An 18949-nucleotide genomic window follows, 5' to 3' on the forward strand; every position below is an offset into this window, starting at 1 on the left:
ATAGTTATGAAAAAGGGATCAAAGTATGACGAGGGAATTGAAAATTAGAATCATGATATATGGGACGGGGGTGCTGGTCTACCTGTGTGCGATTTTGGTGACCATGCGCTTTACTTTGCCGGATATGGCCAGATTTGTCTGGTTTCTTGCGGCTTACCTGCTGATCGGATTGGATGTTTTTCGTAAACTGGGAGAGAATCTGATGCAGAAGAAGTTCCTGACAGAATATACCCTGATTATCCTTGCGACGGTGGGGGCTTTCGGCGTCAGCAGATATACCGAGGGTGTTCTGGTCATGATTTTATTTGAACTGGGAATGATTTTTGAGGCATATTCTACAGACAATGCGAAGCGGTCCATTGAAAGCATGATCAACATCAGGCCGGAATATGCGACAAGAAAAGTCCGGGGAAAAGAGTTTAAGGTGGATCCGTCTGCATTGAAGATCGGGCATACCATCGTGATCCGCCCGGGTGAAAGGATTCCAGTTGACGCGGTGGTGACTTCCGGCACTACCAGCATTGATACAAAGGCACTGACCGGGGAGTCTATTCCCGAGAATGTGTGGCCGGGGGAGAAAATCTACAGCGGATGCATCAACCTGAGCGCCGCGATCGAGGCAAAGGTAACGGCATTGTACGTGGACTCTACGGTGTCCAGGATCATGGAGATGGTGGAGGATGCCCAGAACCAGAAGGCAGAGAGTGAAACATTTGTCACCCGGTTTTCCAGGGCTTATGTGCCGATCATGCTGATCTGTTCGCTGGCAGTGATGGTCTATCCGCCGCTGACCTTTTCATATGGAAACTGGGACACCTGGATCTACCGGGGGCTGATCTTCCTGATCATTGCATGTCCGACAGGACTTGTGATGTCGGTGCCAATTGCGTTTCTGGGAGGAATCGCGTCGGCGGCACGGCACGGTATTGTGGTAAAAGGTGGTAATTATCTGGAGGATCTGGCAAAGGCAGACACGTTTATTTTTGATAAGACGGGAACACTGACGGAAGGCGTGTTCCGTGTAACAGAAGTAAAGGCGGTAGGGATGAGCGAGCAGGAGCTTTTGCGGATTGCCGCCCATGTGGAATGTCATTCCAATCATCCGATCGCACAGTCATTAAAGGAAGCCTATCAGGGAGAAATAAAGGAGACAAAAGTTTATCGGATGCGGGAGATCCCGGGATTTGGCGTGAACGCTACTTTTGAAGGACAAAGAATTTACATAGGCAATAAGCGTCTGATGGAACGTCAGAAGGTAGAGTGTGATGAGGTCAGGCAAAATGGCACACCGGTGTATGTTGCTGTCGGGGACCGTTATGCCGGGTATATTCTGATTGCGGATACCGTAAAGGAGGAGGCAAAGAGCACGCTTCAGTATCTGCGTGACAGATGCCGGGCTGTGCTGGTCATGCTGACCGGAGATACGGAGAGTGCCGGCAGAGAGGTTGCAAAAGAGCTGCAGATGGATTATGCTTATACCAATCTGATGCCGGAGGATAAGCTGGAGCAGCTGGAGGATTTTATGGGGCTGCAGGATGGCGGAGAGCGCCTGGTATGCGTGGGAGATGGAATCAATGATGCACCGGTGCTGGCAAGAGCCGATGTGGGGATCGCAATGGGAGCTCTTGGTTCTGCGGCGGCTATCGAGGCGGCGGATATCGTTCTGATGGATGATGAGCTGCCGAGGATTGTAGATGCCATTAAGATTGCCCGGGAAACGCTCCGTGTGGTCAGCCAGAATATTACATTTGCCATGGTGGTGAAGGTATTGATCCTGATTCTTGCGGCGGTTGGATATTTTGGCATGTGGGAAGCGATTGCGGCAGAAGTGGGAGTTATGTTTGTAGTGATACTGAATGCCGTGTGGGTAGTGAGATACCAGGTGTAAAAGCAGGACAGGAATCAGATAGATTTGAGATTTAGAGGATGTTGTAAAAATGAAGATTAAAGCTGTAATTGCGGCTGTTGTGCTGGCAGCCCTTTCTCTGACCGGATGCTCCGCTCCCTCGGAAAAGGGACTGGAGTATCTGCAGGAAGAAGAATATGATAAGGCAATCGAGGAATTTCAGAAGGCGGTAGACAAGGACGACAATCCGGGAGATGCCTACCGGGGAATAGGGATTGCAAAATGGGAGCAGGAGGACTATGAAGGTGCGCTGGAGGCATTTAAGAGCGCACTGGAAAATGGTGCTGAAAAGACGGGCACTCTTTACAATTTCATCGGATGCTGTGCGCTTCGGGTAGGAGACGCATCCTCGGCCCTGAATTATTTTAATCTGGGTATCAGTCAGGAGGATAACAGCGAGGAGCTTTTGCAGGAGATGAAGTTTAACGTGGTGTCTGCCTATGAGCAGATGGAAGACTGGGAGAGCGCCATGTCTAAGCTTCAGGAATATCTGCAGGAATATCCGGACGATGAAAAGGCGCAGAAAGAGATGACATTCCTGGAGACAAGATTATGATAGAGTTGGGAAAAGAGACAGAACGGGTGATCCTGGTGGGTGTCAGCCTGACGGAACAGGAAGACACCAGAAAATCCCTGGATGAGCTTAAGGAGCTGGCGTCTACCGCCGGCGCCGAGACGGTGGGGACTGTGATCCAGAGCCGGGATCAGGTACACCCGGGGACTTACGTGGGAAAAGGAAAGATAGATGAGATCAAAGACCTGTTGTGGGAGCTGAACGCAACAGGTATTATTTGTGATGACGAACTTTCGCCGGTGCAGATGAAAAATCTGCAGGATGAGCTGGATACGAAAGTGATGGACAGGACCCTGGTAATTCTGGACATTTTTGCCGGCAGGGCCTCTACCAGCGAAGGAAAGATTCAGGTGGAGCTGGCTCAGTTAAAATACAGGCAGTCCCGTCTGACCGGATTTGGAACCGCCATGTCCCGTCTGGGAGGCGGGATCGGCACCAGAGGGCCTGGAGAGAAGAAGTTGGAGATGGACCGGCGGCTGATCAAGAGCAGGATCGCTCAGCTGAACCGGGAGTTGAAGGATGTGAAAAGGCACCGGGAGGTGACCAGGGAGCAGAGAAGCCGGAACCATATTCCGGTGGCGGCCATTGTTGGCTATACCAATGCGGGGAAATCCACGCTTTTGAATACGCTGACAGGGGCGGATATTTTGGCGGAGGATCAGTTGTTTGCCACGCTGGATCCCACGACGAGAGAGCGAAAGCTGCCAAGCGGTCAGGAGATTTTGCTGACAGATACGGTGGGATTTATCAATAAACTGCCGCATCATCTGATTGATGCCTTTCGCAGTACGCTGGAGGAGGCAAAGTTTGCGGATCTGATCCTGCATGTGGTGGATGCGGCAAATGAGCAGATGGACCAGCAGATGTATACGGTCTATGAGACGCTTAATAATCTGGGTGTGACAGATAAGCCGGTGATCACGGTATTCAATAAACAGGACCGGCCGGGGTTTGACGGGATGGCCCGGGATTTTCGGGCAGATGCTGTAGTGAGGATCTCGGCAAAGACAGGCGAGGGTATCCAGGAACTGCTAGAGACCATCGAAGCGGTGCTGCGTCAGCAGAAAATTTTTGTAGAAAATCTATATTCCTATCGGGAGGCTGCAAAGATCCAGCTGATCCGGAAGTTTGGAGAACTGAAGTCCGAAGAATACCGGGAGGACGGGATCTATGTGCAGGCCTATGTTCCAGTGGAGATTTATGAAAATGTCAAGGTCTCCCGGGGAGATTCCTGAAATTGCTTTTTGTATGCCCGGGAGAAAGTAGAGTAGTCCCGAAAACCGCAGTCAAAGCATGCCTGGGTTCCCGGAACACCTGATAAAATCAGTTCTTTTGCAAGCAGGAGTCGTTTCTGGGTGATGTACTGCCCCAGAGTATAGCCGGTTTCCTGCTTGAATAGTCTCATCATATAATATTTGCTGATATAGAATTTTCCCGAAAGCCTGTCAATAGAAAGATCTTCCGAAAGGTTTTCGTTGATAAAGGCAAGGATATCCTGGATCTTGGAATTATAATCCCGGGTATCGATAAATTCCAGCCGGTTTTTTCTTGCCGCCCGGTTCAGATGGATCATAAATTCCAGAAACAGCACCTGGCGGTAAAGCTCCGCGGCATAGCCGTTGTCAGAGAATGACTGCTCCAGCCGTGTGATGGCGCGAAACAGAGAGCTTTTCTCCAGCGAAGGAATACGAAGGACATTGGAATGCTCAAGCTCGGCCTTGTGAAAGCAGTAGCTTAAGTCATAGGAATCCGTGTGGTAGGCGTCCATAAAATTCGGTGAGATATAGACGATGATCCGTTCGTACACCTTCGAATTATCCACCGAGAGCCGGTGGATATCGCCATGCCGGACCAGCACGATGTCATAGGGCTTCAGATCATAAGACTTGCCCTCGATCATATAGCTGACCGAGCCCTTGATAAAAATCGTAATCTTATCAAAATCATGATAGTGGTAGGCGACCTCCTGAGTTTCCCGGTCTGTCAGATGAAACAGCCGGAACTCACTGTTGAGGTAGCCTTTTTTTGTATATATTTCCATAAAAATCTCCATTGGGGACAGGGGGTAATGTAATTGGGGACGTAGACCATTGCGATTGGGGTACGTCCCCAATCGCAATGGTCTACGTCCCCAATTTACCACGGAAAGGCAGGATTTGCAATATATACAGCATGATTTGTCTTGTATTGGGAAATAATGCCTGTTATGATAAGAAAAGAAGGTTTGAAATCGGATTTTTCGGAGGTTATGTTTATGAAGGTTGTTTTACAAAGGTATCATGGGCTTGGGAATGATTATGTGGTGTTTGACCCGAACAAGAATGAACTGGAGTTGACGCCGGAGAATGTGCGGCTGATCTGTGACCGCAATGAGGGCCTTGGATCGGACGGTGTGCTGGAAGGCCCGGTCATTCGGGAGGACGGCATGTTTGTCAAGGTCTGGAACCCGGACGGCAGCGAGTCGGAGACCAGCGGAAATGGTGTGAGGATTTTTGCCAAGTATCTGAAGGATGCAAGCTATGTGCAGAAAAAGCATTTTACGCTGTATACAGGAAACGGCCCGGTAGAGGTGGCTTTCTTAAATGAGGACGGCAGCCGTCTGAAGGTGTCTATGGGGAAACTTTCCTTCTGGAGCGATGATATCCCGGTGACAGGAGAGCGCAGGGAAGTGATTAATGAAGATATGGTGTTTGGGCGGACGCTTTATCCGGTGACCTGTGTTTCCATCGGTAACCCACACTGCGTGATCCCTATGCGTGAGATTTCCAAACCGCTGGTATGTAAGATCGGTGACTATGCGGAGATTGCCCGGTATTTCCCGAACCGGATCAATACCCAGATCATGAAGGTGATCGACAAGGAGCATGTGGCCATCGAGATCTACGAGCGTGGAGCCGGATACACCCTGGCTTCCGGTACCGGCGCCTGTGCGGCAGCGGGAGTAGCCTACAAGCTTGGGATGACCAACAGCAAAGTGATCGTACACATGCCGGGAGGAGACCTGCAGGTGGAGATCGAGGATGACTGGAATGTCTACATGACCGGAGATGTGTTCTATGTAGCCAAGCTGACGCTGAGCAATGAATTTACCGAGAAATTGAGGAACGCATAAAAAGAAAGAATAATACGGCAAGAGGAAGGAAAATGCTGCGGACTGTGAAAAGACAGATCCGGCAGCATTTTTCTTTTCCGGCAGCAGCCGGTTCCTTTGTGAAGTCCTTTTGCCGAAAGTGTGGGTTCCTTTTCCGGAAAGTGCGTTGAGAGAAAAATCATATCGTGATAGAATGAAACAAGAGTTTAGCTGACAGCTGGGAGGAATTATGTCATTACAATTTATTTTCGGACCTTCGGGTTCAGGTAAATCCTATGAATTATATCAAAGTGTGATCAAGGAATCCATGGAGCATCCCAAGCAGAAATTCCTGGTGCTGGTGCCGGAGCAGTTTACCATGCAGACTCAGAAGGATCTGGTGGCGATGCATCCGCGCCATGGGATCATGAATATCGATGTATTGAGCTTCGGAAGACTTGCCTATCGGGTGTTCGAGGAGACCGGCGGCGGAAATCTTCCGGTGCTGGATGATGAAGGGAAAAATCTGGTGCTTAGAAAGATTGCCGGAGACTACGAAGATCAGCTCAGCGTGTTGCGTGGAAATATGAAGAAGCTGGGCTATATCAGTGAAGTAAAGTCGGTCATTTCTGAATTTACCCAGTATGATATCGGAGAGGAAGAGATTGACCAGGTGATGGAGGCTGCGGGGGAAAATTCCAGGCTCTACTTTAAGCTTCAGGATCTTAAGATTCTGTACCGCGGGTTCCGGGAATATCTGGAAAGCCGCTATATCACCAAGGAAGAGCTTCTGGACGTCCTAAGCCGGGAGGTGGAGAGGTCGGAAATGCTGAAAAACAGCACTGTGGTGCTGGACGGCTTTACCGGTTTCACCCCGGTGCAGAACCGGCTTTTGCTGGAGCTTTTGAAGCATTGCCGGAAGCTTTGTGTTACGGTGACTATGGATGAGCGGGAGGATCCCTTCACCTACCGTCACCCCTATCAGCTTTTTGCGCTTAGCAAACACATGGCTACCGGGCTTACAGAACTGGCCAGGCAGGCAAAGGCAGAAATCCTGACGCCGGTGTATCTGTATGGCCAGCCGGTACGTCGCTTTCTTGATAATCCGTCGCTGGCTTTCCTAGAGAGGAATCTGTTCCGTTATCGGAAAAATGCCGGAGAGGGAGAAAGCACCTGCCCCGGAGAAGATCAGGCGGTGGGTATCCATGTGGCAAGAAACCCAAGGGCGGAAGCCATGGCAGTGGCGGGGCAGATCCGGTCGCTGGTACGGAAGGAAGGCTACCGATACCGGGAGATCGGTGTGATCGTAAGCGATATGAGCGCTTACGGCGACTATCTGAAACAGGCCTTTGAGGTTTATGAGATTCCGGTGTTTATGGACCAGAAAAAGAGTATTCTTCTGAATCCGTTTGTGGAATACATCCGCAGCCTTTTAAACATGGCAGAGCAGAACTTTACAGCGGAAAGCGTCTTCCGGTTCCTTCGTACCAATCTGTCCGGCTTTACCATGGAGGAGACAGATGCGCTGGAAAATTATGTGATCGGGCTGGGGATCAAAGGGTACAAACGCTGGCAGGAGCGGTGGATCCGAAGGCTTAAGGACACTGCGGAAGAAGATCTGGAAGTATTCAATCACTGCCGTGTAAGGCTGGTTGAAAAGGTGGACGGCCTGTTATATGTATTAAAGCAGCGAAAGAAAACGGTACGGGATATTACCATGGCCCTTTATGAATTCCTGGTGCAGGAAGAACTTCAGAAAAAATTGAAGGTCCAGGAAGAAGTCTTCCAGGAAAGAGGAGAGCAGGCGTTGGCAAGAGAATATGCACAGATTTACCGGATCGTGATCGAGCTCTTTGACAAATTTGTGGAGCTTTTGGGAGAGGAGCCGGTGAGCCTTAAGGAGTATGAAAAGCTTCTGGATGCCGGCCTTGAAGAGGCAAAAGTGGGCGTGATCCCGCCGAGCCCGGATCAGGTGGTGGCCGGAGATATGGAGAGGACCAGGCTCAAAGATATCAAGGCGCTCTTTTTCGTGGGCGCCAATGATGTATATCTGCCCGGGAACCTTCTGCGTACCGGGCTGCTGTCCGAGCGTGACAGAGACCGTTTCTCAAGGGAAAAGCTGTCCCTGTCCCCGGGCGGTAAAGAGAAGGCCTATGAACAGAAATTTTATCTCTATATGAACCTGACCAAGCCGTCTAAGAGGCTGGAGATTTTCTACAGCAGGGTATCATCGGACGGAAAAAGCCTGAGGCCTTCTTATCTCATTCAGGAGATCCGCAGACTCTATCCGGACCTTGCGCTCCAGGATGAGGAAGCCAAAGGATTTGGAGAGCGTGAGTGGACAGAAGGGCTGGGACTGGAAGCATGGATCCACGGGCTTGGCAGTCTGGGGAGAGGTGTAGACAGCGCATGGATGGAACTTCACCGGAAGAGCCGTGTCGATCCTGCCTGGAAGGAGAAAACGGACAGGCTTCTGGACGCCGGGTTTTACCGGAGACCGTCAGACCCTCTGACGGAAGAGACGGCCCGGCGGCTGTACGGAGAAAAGTTTGAGGACAGCATTACCAGGATCGAGCGGTTTTCCTCCTGTGCGTTTGCCCATTTCCTTACCTATGGCCTCAGGCTTAAGGAACGTCAGGAATATGATTTCCAGGCAGTGGATCTGGGGAATATCTGCCATGGCGCGCTGGAACGCTTTTCAGGAAAGCTGGAGAAAGAGGAAAAGGACTGGACCACCCTTTCAGAAAATGACCGAAAAGCATATATTGATGAAAGTGTGGAAGAAGCCGTGACCGATTATGGAAACAGCGTGCTCTACAGCAGCGCCCGCAATGAATACATGATCGTGAGGATCAAAAGGATGCTGGAGCGTACGGTCTGGGCGCTGACCAGACAGCTTAAAGCCGGGGACTTCCGCCCGTCGGCCTATGAGATGCGCTTTCGGGGAGGAAAGATCGACCGGATCGATACCTGTGTAGATGGAGACAAAGTTTATGTCAAGGTTGTGGATTACAAGACCGGAAAAAAAGCCTTTGATGTGACAGCGCTCTACCACGGCCTGCAGCTGCAGCTGATGGTATATCTGGATGCGGCGGTAGGGCTGGAGGCAAAACGCCACCCCGGCCAGGAAGTGATCCCTGCAGGCGTTTTTTACTACCGGATCGAGGATCCGCTGGTGGATAAGCGGCAGAAAACAGAAGACTCCGGGGAAGAAATCCAGGAGGATATCCTAAAAGAGCTGAAGCCGGACGGGGTGATCAACTGTAAAGACGAGGTGCTGGCCCATCTGGACCGCCGGATGGAAGGGGAATCTCTGGTGGTTCCGGTGAAATATAACAAAAACGGAAGCCTTTCTAAAACATCGAAGGCCGTGTCTGAGGAAGAATTTGCTGTCATGATGCAGCATGCGGTAGGGAAGGTGAAAAGTGTCCATGAACTGATCCTGAAAGGAGAGGTAGAGCCAAGACCCTATCGGAACGGGCAGGAGACGGGCTGTGATTACTGCGGATACCGGAATATCTGCGGATTTGACACCCGGCTAAACGGGTATGAGTATCGCAAGATCCGGAAAATGAGCCTGGAGGAAGCCATTGCAGCAATGAAAGGAGTAGGAAAAACATGGGAGTAGCCTGGACGGAAGAACAGCAGAAAGTGATAGATCTCCGGAACCGCAATATCCTGGTTTCTGCGGCGGCAGGATCCGGAAAGACCGCGGTGCTGGTAGAACGTATCATCACCATGCTGACGAAAGATGAGCCTTTGGTTTCCGTAGATGAGCTTTTGATCGTTACATTTACGGAGGCGGCAGCGGCGGAGATGAAGGAACGGATCCGGGACGCCATCGAAAAAAAATTAAAAGAACAGCCGGAAAACGAGCACTTGAGCCAGCAGGCTACTCTGATCCACAATGCCCAGATCACCACGATCCACAGCTTCTGTCTGTCGGTGATCCGGGATCATTTTCATGCAACCACTCTGGATCCCGGATTCCGCGTGGGAGAAGAGGGAGAATTAAAGCTTTTGCAGCAGGATGTGCTGAAAGAGATCCTGGAAGAAAAATATCAGGAGGGAGAAGAGGATTTTCTTGACTTCGTCTCTGCCTACGGAGGGACAAAAAATGACCGGAAGCTGGAGGAGTGGATCCTGAAGATCTATGAATTTTCCAGGAGTTATCCGGATTCCTCCGGATGGCTTTCAGACTGCGTCCGGGCCTACGAGATGGAAAATGCAGACGTTTTCGAAAGAAGCCCGCTGGCAGAGCGTATCAAGACCCGCACCAGGCAGTATCTGGAAGATGGGAAACGGGAGCTTCAGAGAGCTCTTTCGGTGTGTCTGGAAGCAGACGGGCCGCAGGCATATGAAGAGAACATCCGGCAGGACCTGATGCTGGTGGAAGGGCTTTTGCAGACGGAAACCTATGAAGGCCTGCAGAAAAAGATGGAAAGCCTTTCGTTTAAAAGACTCGCGCCAAACCGGAGAAAGGATGGGGCAGAAGAAAAGGCGGCCTATGTAAAGGCGGTGCGGGAAGAAGTAAAAAAGCTGATCCAGGATCTGAAAGACCAGTATTACTATCAGAATATAGAAGGGGTGCTTGAGGATCTTGCGGTCTGCCATCCGGCGGTCCGGGTGCTTGCAGAGCTTGTAGAGCTGTTTGCCGCACGTTTCCGGGAGGCGAAGGAGAGCCAGAATCTCATTGATTTCTCAGACATGGAGCAGTATGCGCTTCAGATCCTGACGGAAAAAGAAGACGGAAGATTTGTGCCTTCGGCCATTGCAAAGGAGTATCAACAGCAGTTTAGGGAGATCATGATTGATGAGTATCAGGACAGTAATCTGATCCAGGAGACGATTCTTACCAGTGTTTCGACTGTGCCTGAAGGGCGGTACAATGTGTTCATGGTGGGAGACGTGAAACAGAGCATTTACCGGTTCCGGTTATCGAGACCTGAGCTTTTCATGGAAAAATTTCACACCTACACGATTTCAGACAGCCAGACCCAGAGGATCGACCTGCATAAAAACTTCAGAAGCCGTGGAGAGGTGCTGGATGGCGTGAATCAGATCTTCCGACAGATCATGGCGTCGGATCTTGGCGGGATCACCTACGACGATCAGGCGGCATTGTATCCCGGGGCCAGTTATCCGGAAGGACCGGAAGTGGATACGGAGGTCTGGGCGATAGACACAGGAGCAGAGGAAGCAAAAGGCGAAGAGCGGGCGCTTGAGGCCCGTATGATCGCAGGAAGGATCCGTCGCCTGATGAGAGAAGGTCAGGTGACGGATAAGGGAAGCGGCATGCTTCGCCCTGTAAGATATTCGGATATTGTGATCCTGATCCGGAGTATCCAGGGATATGCGGATGTTCTGGCTGAGGAATTAAACCGGGAGGGGATCCCGGCCCACACGGGCACAAAGGAAGGATATTTTGCGGCGAGGGAGATCGCAAGTTTGCTGGATTACCTGCGGGTGCTGGACAACCGGCAGCAGGATATTCCGCTTGCGGCAGTGCTGGCTTCGCCCATCGGAGGGTGCTCGGATGAAGAGCTGGCAAAGATCCGGGGAGCCTGCCAAGAGCAGCCGTTTTATGAAGCGGTGGAGAGTTATCCGTCTCTTCCGGAGGCAGATGAGGAACTGGGCGGAAAGCTCAGGCGTATACTGGAGCAGATGGACGGATTCAGAGAGCAGGTCCCTTATACGCCCATGCATGAGCTGATCTGGAAGATTTTGAAGGAGACTGGCTTCGTAGACTATATGGCAGCCATGCCGGGAGGCGAGCAAAGAAGCGCCAACTTAGAAATGCTGATCGAAAAGGCCAGGGCCTTTGAATCGGCAAGCTATAAGGGGCTGTTTCATTTTGTAAGATACATGGAGCAGCTTAAGAAATACAATGTGGACTACGGGGAGGCCAGCATTGAGGACGAGCAGTCGGATACCGTGCGGATCATGACCATCCACAAGAGTAAGGGACTGGAATTCCCTGTCGTCTTTGTGGCGGGAATGGGAAAACGGTTCAATATGCAGGATGCCAGGAGCAGCGTGGCCCTGCATCTTCATATGGGAATCGGACTGGATGCGGTACGCCTGGGGGAGCGGACCAAGACGCCCAGCCTGGTAAAAAAGGTGATTCAGAAGGAGGAAGCGCTGGACAGTTTAGGAGAGGAACTTCGGGTACTCTATGTGGCGCTGACAAGGGCGAAGGAAAAACTGATCATTACCGGAACGGTTCCAGATGTGAAAAAAAAGATAGCAGGCTATGAAAATAACCGTGAGGGGGAGGAAGTGATTCCCTTTGCAAAGAGAAGCCGGGCAGTTACGTTCTGGGACTGGGTTCTTCCTGCCGCTTTAGGCTGTGAAGAACATGTGCCTCTGTGCGTCTTTGCCATCGGACCGGAAGAGATTACGGCAGAAGCTGTGGAGGAAGAGATCGCCGGCCGGATTACCCGCAGAATGTTGGAAGAATGGGACGTGGGGACTACTTATGATTCGGAAGCAGAAAAGGTGATGGAAGAGCAGTTCGCCTATCAGTATCCTTATGGGGCCAGCCGTCATCAGAAGATGAAGTTTACCGTATCAGAACTGAAGAAGCGGGCCTATCTTGCGGAAAGTGCTGAGGATGAAGCCTGGGAGACGGGCGAAGAGCTATATGAGGAGCCGGATGTGGTGCCTCTTCTGCCCAAGTTCTTAAAAGCGGAAGAGACACTGGTCGGAGCGTCCAGGGGTACGGCCTACCACCGGGCGATGGAATTATTGGATTTTACGGCTCCGGCAGAAATATCCGCGATAGAAGAGGCTCTTGAAAGATATCGGATGGATGGCCGGATGACGAAGGAAATGACAGACTGTGTCCGGGCAGAAGAGCTTCTGACCTTTCTTTCAAGCTCCTGTGGAGAGCGGATGAAGCAGGCGGCAAATGCAGGGCTTCTATATCGGGAACAGCCCTTTGTCCTTGGCGTTGATGCACGGGAGATTTATCCGGAAGAATCGGAAGGAGAGCTTCTTCTGGTCCAGGGTATCATCGATGCATATTTCGAGGAAGAGGGTGAACTGGTGGTGCTGGACTATAAGACGGATCAGATATTTTCGCCCCGGGAACTGGCGGAAAAATATCACACTCAGCTGGACTATTATGCAAAAGCGCTGGAACAGATGACAGGAAAAAAGGTAAAAGAAAAGATCATTTATTCGTTTACTATGAAGAAAGAAATACAAATATAAAGGATGCAAAAATAATCCTAAAGGAAAGGCCCTTGCCGTGTCTTGTGCGGCAGGGGTCTTTTGCGTGTGTTTCAAGTTATATGCTCCTTTTAAATATTTTATAATATTCGTTGACAAAGTATATTATACGACATATAATATAGGCAAGAAAATAATATTATACAAATGAATGATATTATAAAACCAGTAAGGGAGTGAGACTATGGTATTTAACACCGGAGCGGCGCTTCTGGATGCGATCGTTCTGGCGGTCGTGTCCCGGGAGAAGGAAGGAACCTACGGGTATAAGATCACGCAGGACGTCAGGAAAGCCATCGATGTGTCAGAGTCCACGCTGTATCCCGTACTGCGCAGGCTCCAGAAAGATGAGTGCCTGGAGGTCTATGACCGGCAGTTTGACGGGAGAAACCGCCGTTACTACAAGGTGACGGAAAGAGGAATGGCGCAGCTGAATCTCTATCATGAAGAATGGAAGAATTATTCCAGAAAGATCAGTGAAATTTTTGAGGGAGGTGCATCCGTATGAACCGGATTGAATTTATGACAGAACTGGCATCACTTTTACAGGATATTCCGGTGGAGGAAAGAAAAGATGCGATGCAGTATTATAATGATTATTTCGATGATGCCGGAGAGGAACAGGAGCAGCAGGTGATCGAGGAGCTGGAAAGTCCTGCGAAGGTGGCGGAAAAGATCAAAGCCGATATGGCGGGATTCAGGGAGGAAGAGACAAAGCCCAACATGCCGGCCACCAAGGAGCAGACCCGGCAGCAGGGAGAACAAAGGCAAAGCCAGACCGGACAGCAGAATTACCAGCAGACGCCTCCTCCGGGGCAGCAGTCACAGCCGAAGTCAGACCGGACGCTGAAGATTATTCTGATCATTGCGCTCATTCTTCTGGCGCTTCCGATTCTTCTTCCGCTGGGAGCCGGGCTTCTGTGTCTGGCGCTGGGGATTATGATCAGCCTGTTCGCTGTCTTTCTGGGCCTGGTGATTGCCGCTGTTGTCGTGGTGATCACAGGAGTTGCGCTATTTATCTCAGGACTCCTTTGCCTGGTGCCGGATCTGGCGGTAGGATTTGCGTTGATGGGGATCGGGCTGATCCTGACCGTAGTGGGAGTAGCTGCGTCAGTGGCAGCGGTAAAACTTTGTGCAGTAGCGATTCCTGGCATTTGCCGGGGAATTGTGTGGATTTGTCGTAGACCTTTTGAAAGAAGGGCGGTGTAAAGGATGAAAAAGGGATGGAAGATTTTCTGGATCGTGTGCGGGATCCTGGCAGGAGTGGGCGTTGTATTCTGTGTGATTGCTCTGGCACTTGGGGTCACCACTGACAGGATCAGAATCCGGATTGGTGACGGGATCGGTATCGTCCGGGATGAAAGTGATGTCACCTATGCGGAAGATATACGGGAAACCTATAATGGCGTGGAGAAGATCGATGCCTATGTGTATGCCGGGACGGTGAAGATCCTGCCTGCGGACGTGCCGGCAGTGACGGTGGAGACAGACGGGATCAGTGAGGAGCTTGGGTTTGAGTCCGGTATGGACGGCACAGAATTAAAGATCACTACCAGGGAGCATTTGTGGAGAATTAATAATGTAGGGATCGGTACGATCTACATTTATATACCCAATGATCTGACCCTGGACGATATCTCCATGAAGCTTGGAGCTGGAAACCTCTACATAGAAGAGATTCATGCAAACGAGATGTCTGTCGATGCGGGAACAGGTGAAGCGGTGCTTCAGAATGTTCAGGCACAGAAGATGGGGCTTCAGTGTGGCGTGGGCAATATTGCGGGCAGTGGATGTGCTGCAGAGGAACTGGACGCTGATGTAGGAGTCGGAAGCCTGGAATTTACATTGACAGGACCGGAAGAAAATTATGATTATGATATCAGCGTAGGAGTTGGTGAAGTCAGGTGCGGACAGGAAGATTTTTCAGGACTCGGAGCCAGAAAGGAAATTGATAATCATGCGGGAAGGCTGATCAAGATAGACTGCGGCGCGGGATCCGCGGTAATAGATTTTGATGGAACCGGACATATGGAAAGGAAGGAGGAACATCATAATGGATACTAAGAGATTATATCGTTCAAGAACGAACCGCATTATATGTGGGGTGTGCGGAGGAGTGGGAGAATATTTTGGAGTAGACCCGACCATTATCCGGCTTTTGCTGATCCTGTTTGCATGCACGGGCAGCGGGATCGTGGCATATTTTATAGCAGCGGTGATCATGCCGGATCAGCCCGCGTAGATTACCGCGGATAAAGGGTCCGAACTAAAAAGTATAAATGACGCGGCACCTGTCAATACTGATAAAAAATGAAAGGGGCAGGTGCTGATGGCAGAAAAGAGTAATCGTCCGGTCAATATAAAGGATCTGACGGAGGATGAAAAATTAAAATATGAGATTGCAGAGGAACTTGGGCTTTTAGATCAGGTGATGACGGAAGGGTGGAAATCCCTTTCCTCAAAAGAAACAGGCCGGATTGGCGGCCTGATGACCAGGCGCCGCAGAGAGGAGCAGAAAAAAAGGGACAAAAAGTAACAAAAATATTAAAAATATTAAGAAGTATGAACATTTCGTGATAACAGTTGAAAAGGAAATATCCATTTGCTATAATCGAAAAACTGGTAAGGTAAATATGTAAGTGGGTGACAGCATGGAGCATAAAATTAGCGTTTTAGACGTAGATATTGATACCTGCACCGCAAAAGAAGCCCTGAAAAAGACCATTGGATTTATGGAGTCCATGCCGGTAAACATTGTGGAGATGGTAACGGTGGACGGATTGATGCAGATGGATGAGATGCCGGAACTAAAAGGAGAGATCCGGAAGTTTGACCTGGTGATGGCAGGTGACAGAACTATCCTGGAAGCAGCGGAGGTCACGGAGAAAAAATATCTTCAGGAGACAGAGGGACAGCTTTTTCTGAAACTCTTTTTGCGATATCTTCATAAAAATCATAAAAGAGTCTATCTTCTGGTGGAATCAGAGGAAGAAGGGCAGGCGTTTTTTGATTATCTGCAGAAATATTACGAAGGAATCCAGGTGGCCGGCCTTGCAAAGGTATCTGCGCAGAACCGGGCAGACGATATGCTGGTCAATGCGATCAACGGCGGAGAAGTCGATTGTGTCATCGCAGCTTTATCTGCGCCGCTGCAAGAGGATTTTATTATCCGGAACCGCAATCTTCTGGATGTGCGGGCCTTCCTCGGAATCGGGAAGAGTACGCTTCCGGTGTGCAGGAACAGTTTTGTGTCAGGAAAGCTTGGCCAGTTTCTGGTAAAATACATTTTTAAAAGAGAGATCGAGAAGAGAAAACAAAAATAAAGAGGAAATTGACAAAAATTTGCGATTTCCCCTTTATTTTTTTGGTAAAATATATTAAGATAAATCGTGTAGTATACATTTTTACCACATCTTTTTCAACTTTGTTGTGAAAAATGTATATTGAAACTGGTGGAGGAGATGACATATGATATCTAATCAAATACTTCAAAATACGATTGAAGGATTGAAAGGGATTACACGAATTGATTTCTGCGTGATGGACACAGACGGGAAGGCTCTGGCAAGTACATTATCAGAGCAGGCAAATTATGAAGAAGAAGTGGTTTCTTTTGTAGAATCTCCCGCAGACAGCCAGGTAGTACAGGGATGCCAGTTCTTTAAAATCTTTGATGAGCATCAGTTGGAATATATTCTGATGGCTGGCGGCGAGAGCGATGATGTCTACATGGTTGGAAAAATTGCGGCATTTCAGATTCAGAATCTATTGGTGGCATATAAAGAGCGGTTTGACAAGGATAATTTTATCAAAAATTTGTTGTTGGATAACCTGCTTTTAGTGGACATTTATAACCGCGCCAAAAAATTACATATTGACACAGAGGTCAGACGTGTTATCTTTATAATTGAGACAAAGCATGAAAAGGACAGTAATACACTGGACAGTGTCAGAGGGATGCTGGGGAACCGAACCAGGGATTTCGTGACGGCGGTAGATGAAAAGAACATTATCGTTGTGAAGGAGTTAGAGGACGGGGACGGGTATCCGGAACTGGAAAAGACAGCGCAGAACCTGTATTCTATGCTGAAGGAAGAAGAGGGAGAAGATGTTCTGATCGCCTATGGCACCATCGTTGGTGATATCAAAGAGGTGTCGAAGTCTTATAAAGAGGCGAAACTGGCACTGGATGTGGGCAAGATCTTCTGCGGGGAGAAAAAAGTGATTGCCTTTAGTGCTTTGGGAATTGGCCGGCTGATCTATCAGCTTCCGATTCCGCTCTGCAAGATGTTTATACGTGAGATTTTTGAGGGAAAATCGCCAGATGATTTCGATGAAGAGACGTTGACAACGATCAATAAGTTCTTCGAGAATAATCTGAACGTATCGGAGACATCCAGACAACTTTATATTCACAGGAACACACTTGTGTACCGGCTTGACAAGCTCCAGAAAAGCACGGGGCTTGATCTTCGCGTGTTCGAAGATGCAATCACATTTAAGATTGCCCTGATGGTAGTAAAATATATGAAGTATATGGAGTCTCTGGAGTATTGATAATCAGGAGGAAAGTATGATTGAATTAAAAGAAGTTACGAAAGAGTACTCAAAAGGGGTTGCAGCCCTGAACGGCATCAATCTGAAAGTCGATCAGGGAGAGTTCGTCTTTATCGTGGGTGACAGCGGATCGGGAAAGTCTACGCTGATTCGTCTGATCTTAAAGGAGCTGGAGCCTACGTCAGGGAAGATTATTGTCAACGGCCAGGATTTAAGCAGGCTGAAACACCGGAAGATTCCGATGTACAGAAGAGGCATCGGTGTTGTATTCCAGGATTTCCGCCTTCTGAAGGACCGTAATATTTATGAGAATATTGCTTTCGCACAGAGAGTTACAGAGAAATCCACCAGGGTAATCAAGAAAAAGGTGCCGGCAGCACTTTCCTTGGTTGGCCTTGCACAGAAATATAAATCATTTCCAAAGGAGCTCTCAGGGGGAGAACAGCAGCGTGTTGCCATCGCAAGAGCTATTGTAAACGAACCGGCAATCCTGCTGGCCGACGAGCCGACCGGTAACCTGGATCCGACAAATTCATGGGAGATCATGAAGCTTCTGGAGGAAGCGAACAACCGGGGAACAACCGTGCTGGTCGTTACACATAACCAGGAAATCGTAAACGAGATGAAAAAGCGCGTCGTTACCATGAAAAAGGGAGTCATTGTAAACGACGAGAAAAAAGGTGGGTATAATAATGAGAATTAGTACAATAGGGTATTCGATGAAACAAGGGGTAAAGAACATCGGAAGAAATAAGTTGTTCTCCATTGCTTCCATCGCTACGATGGCGGCGTGTATTTTCCTCTTTGGTCTGTTCTATTCCATTGTGGTAAATTTTAATTATATTGTGGAGAAAGCCGAGGAAGGCGTGGCGATCACCGTTTTTTTTGAAGAGGATGCCACAGATGAACAGAAAGAAGAGATCGGCGCACAGCTGGAGGCGGCAGACGGAGTGCTGGAAGTCAACTATGTCAGCGCTGATGATGCATGGAGCCAGTTCCAGGAAGAATATTTTGGCGACAATGCAGAGCTTGCGGAAGGGTTCCAGACAGATAATCCGCTTGCGAATTCCGATAACTATGAAGTATATATGTCAGATGTGTCCAAGCAGTCTGACGTAGTAAAATTTGCAGAGAGTCTGGACGGAGTCAGGAGCGTAAACCGCTCGGATGTGGTGGCAAGGACCCTGACAAGCGTAAACCGTCTGGTAGGATATGTATCCATTGCGATCATCGCCATCTTGCTGGCGGTATCAATCTTCCTGATCAGCAACACTGTTACTATGGGTATTACAGTCCGGCGGGAGGAGATTGCGATCATGAAATATATCGGGGCGAAAGACAGTTTTGTCCGGGCGCCGTTCGTGATCGAAGGTCTTTTAATCGGTGTTGTTGGTGCAGTGATCCCTCTGGTGCTGCTGTACTTTATGTATGACAAGGCTGTGGCTTATGTGATGACAAGATTTAGCCTGTTAAATAATATTATTGATTTCCTGCCTGTTATGAGTATTTACCGGACCCTTCTCCCGATTGGCATTGCGTTAGGAGTCGGAATCGGTTTTGTAGGAAGTTTCTTTACCATTCGTAAGCACCTGAGAGTATAATTTTAAAG

Annotated in this window: 16 protein-coding genes; 15 read left to right on the forward strand and 1 reads right to left on the reverse strand. The window is 49.3% G+C overall.

What is annotated here, in order from left to right:
• The first annotated feature begins 37 nt into the window (after positions 1 to 37).
• Genes BKD12_RS00420 through hflX form a run of 3 tightly spaced genes read left to right on the forward strand, consistent with a single transcriptional unit; the run spans position 38 to position 3715 of the window.
• Complete coding sequence (locus tag BKD12_RS00420; RefSeq protein ID WP_242872678.1) at positions 38 to 1888, forward strand: heavy metal translocating P-type ATPase; 1851 nt, start codon at positions 38 to 40, stop codon at positions 1886 to 1888.
• A 49-nt stretch (positions 1889 to 1937) separates the two neighbouring features.
• The gene (locus BKD12_RS00425; protein ID WP_070087422.1) at positions 1938 to 2462 is read left to right on the forward strand and encodes a tetratricopeptide repeat protein; all 525 of its coding nucleotides are present in this window, start codon (positions 1938 to 1940) and stop codon (positions 2460 to 2462) included.
• A complete protein-coding gene (hflX, locus tag BKD12_RS00430; RefSeq protein ID WP_070087423.1) occupies positions 2459 to 3715 on the forward strand; it encodes a GTPase HflX in 1257 nt (418 codons plus the stop codon). The genes BKD12_RS00425 and hflX overlap by 4 nt, the downstream gene beginning before the upstream one ends.
• Here the strand turns inward: hflX and BKD12_RS00435 are convergent.
• Positions 3679 to 4521, reverse strand: coding sequence for an AraC family transcriptional regulator (locus BKD12_RS00435; protein WP_070087424.1), 843 nt, complete (start codon positions 4519 to 4521; stop codon positions 3679 to 3681). The two genes, hflX and BKD12_RS00435, sit on opposite strands and share 37 nt — an antisense overlap.
• A gap of 213 nt (positions 4522 to 4734) precedes the next feature.
• Here BKD12_RS00435 and dapF point away from each other — a divergent pair, with 213 nt between their 5' ends.
• The 12 genes from dapF (at position 4735) to ftsX (ending at position 18941) form a co-directional block, all read left to right on the forward strand.
• Complete coding sequence (gene dapF / locus BKD12_RS00440) at positions 4735 to 5592, forward strand: diaminopimelate epimerase (protein WP_070087425.1); 858 nt, start codon at positions 4735 to 4737, stop codon at positions 5590 to 5592.
• Positions 5593 to 5800: 208 nt separating this feature from the next.
• Positions 5801 to 9178, forward strand: a complete 3378-nt coding sequence (addB, locus tag BKD12_RS00445) for a helicase-exonuclease AddAB subunit AddB (protein WP_070087426.1) — start codon at positions 5801 to 5803, stop codon at positions 9176 to 9178.
• Positions 9169 to 12765 carry a helicase-exonuclease AddAB subunit AddA gene (addA, locus tag BKD12_RS00450; RefSeq protein WP_070087427.1) on the forward strand — a complete coding sequence of 1199 codons (3597 nt, stop codon included), beginning with the start codon at positions 9169 to 9171 and terminating at the stop codon, positions 12763 to 12765. Before addB ends, addA begins: the two co-directional genes overlap by 10 nt.
• A gap of 202 nt (positions 12766 to 12967) precedes the next feature.
• A complete protein-coding gene (locus tag BKD12_RS00455; RefSeq protein WP_070087428.1) occupies positions 12968 to 13291 on the forward strand; it encodes a PadR family transcriptional regulator in 324 nt (107 codons plus the stop codon).
• The gene (locus BKD12_RS00460) at positions 13288 to 13992 is read left to right on the forward strand and encodes an HAAS signaling domain-containing protein (RefSeq protein ID WP_070087429.1); all 705 of its coding nucleotides are present in this window, start codon (positions 13288 to 13290) and stop codon (positions 13990 to 13992) included. The genes BKD12_RS00455 and BKD12_RS00460 overlap by 4 nt, the downstream gene beginning before the upstream one ends.
• Before the next feature lie 3 nt (positions 13993 to 13995).
• A complete protein-coding gene (locus tag BKD12_RS00465) occupies positions 13996 to 14847 on the forward strand; it encodes a DUF4097 family beta strand repeat-containing protein (RefSeq protein WP_070087430.1) in 852 nt (283 codons plus the stop codon).
• Positions 14837 to 15025 (forward strand): PspC domain-containing protein, encoded by a 189-nt coding sequence (locus tag BKD12_RS00470; protein WP_070087431.1) that lies wholly within the window; start codon positions 14837 to 14839, stop codon positions 15023 to 15025. Before BKD12_RS00465 ends, BKD12_RS00470 begins: the two co-directional genes overlap by 11 nt.
• Before the next feature lie 87 nt (positions 15026 to 15112).
• Positions 15113 to 15319, forward strand: a complete 207-nt coding sequence (locus BKD12_RS00475) for an alpha/beta-type small acid-soluble spore protein (protein WP_070087432.1) — start codon at positions 15113 to 15115, stop codon at positions 15317 to 15319.
• 115 nt (positions 15320 to 15434) lie between these two features.
• Positions 15435 to 16106, forward strand: a complete 672-nt coding sequence (locus tag BKD12_RS00480; protein ID WP_070087433.1) for a WecB/TagA/CpsF family glycosyltransferase — start codon at positions 15435 to 15437, stop codon at positions 16104 to 16106.
• Between the two features lie 145 nt (positions 16107 to 16251).
• A complete protein-coding gene (locus tag BKD12_RS00485; protein ID WP_070087434.1) occupies positions 16252 to 17340 on the forward strand; it encodes a PucR family transcriptional regulator in 1089 nt (362 codons plus the stop codon).
• 16 nt (positions 17341 to 17356) lie between these two features.
• Complete coding sequence (gene ftsE, locus BKD12_RS00490; protein WP_070087435.1) at positions 17357 to 18043, forward strand: cell division ATP-binding protein FtsE; 687 nt, start codon at positions 17357 to 17359, stop codon at positions 18041 to 18043.
• Complete coding sequence (ftsX, locus tag BKD12_RS00495; RefSeq protein ID WP_070087436.1) at positions 18033 to 18941, forward strand: permease-like cell division protein FtsX; 909 nt, start codon at positions 18033 to 18035, stop codon at positions 18939 to 18941. Before ftsE ends, ftsX begins: the two co-directional genes overlap by 11 nt.
• Positions 18942 to 18949 lie beyond the last annotated feature (8 nt).

Origin of the sequence: Merdimonas faecis (assembly GCF_001754075.1) — a bacterium.
Taxonomy (GTDB): Bacteria; Bacillota; Clostridia; order Lachnospirales; family Lachnospiraceae; genus Merdimonas; species Merdimonas faecis.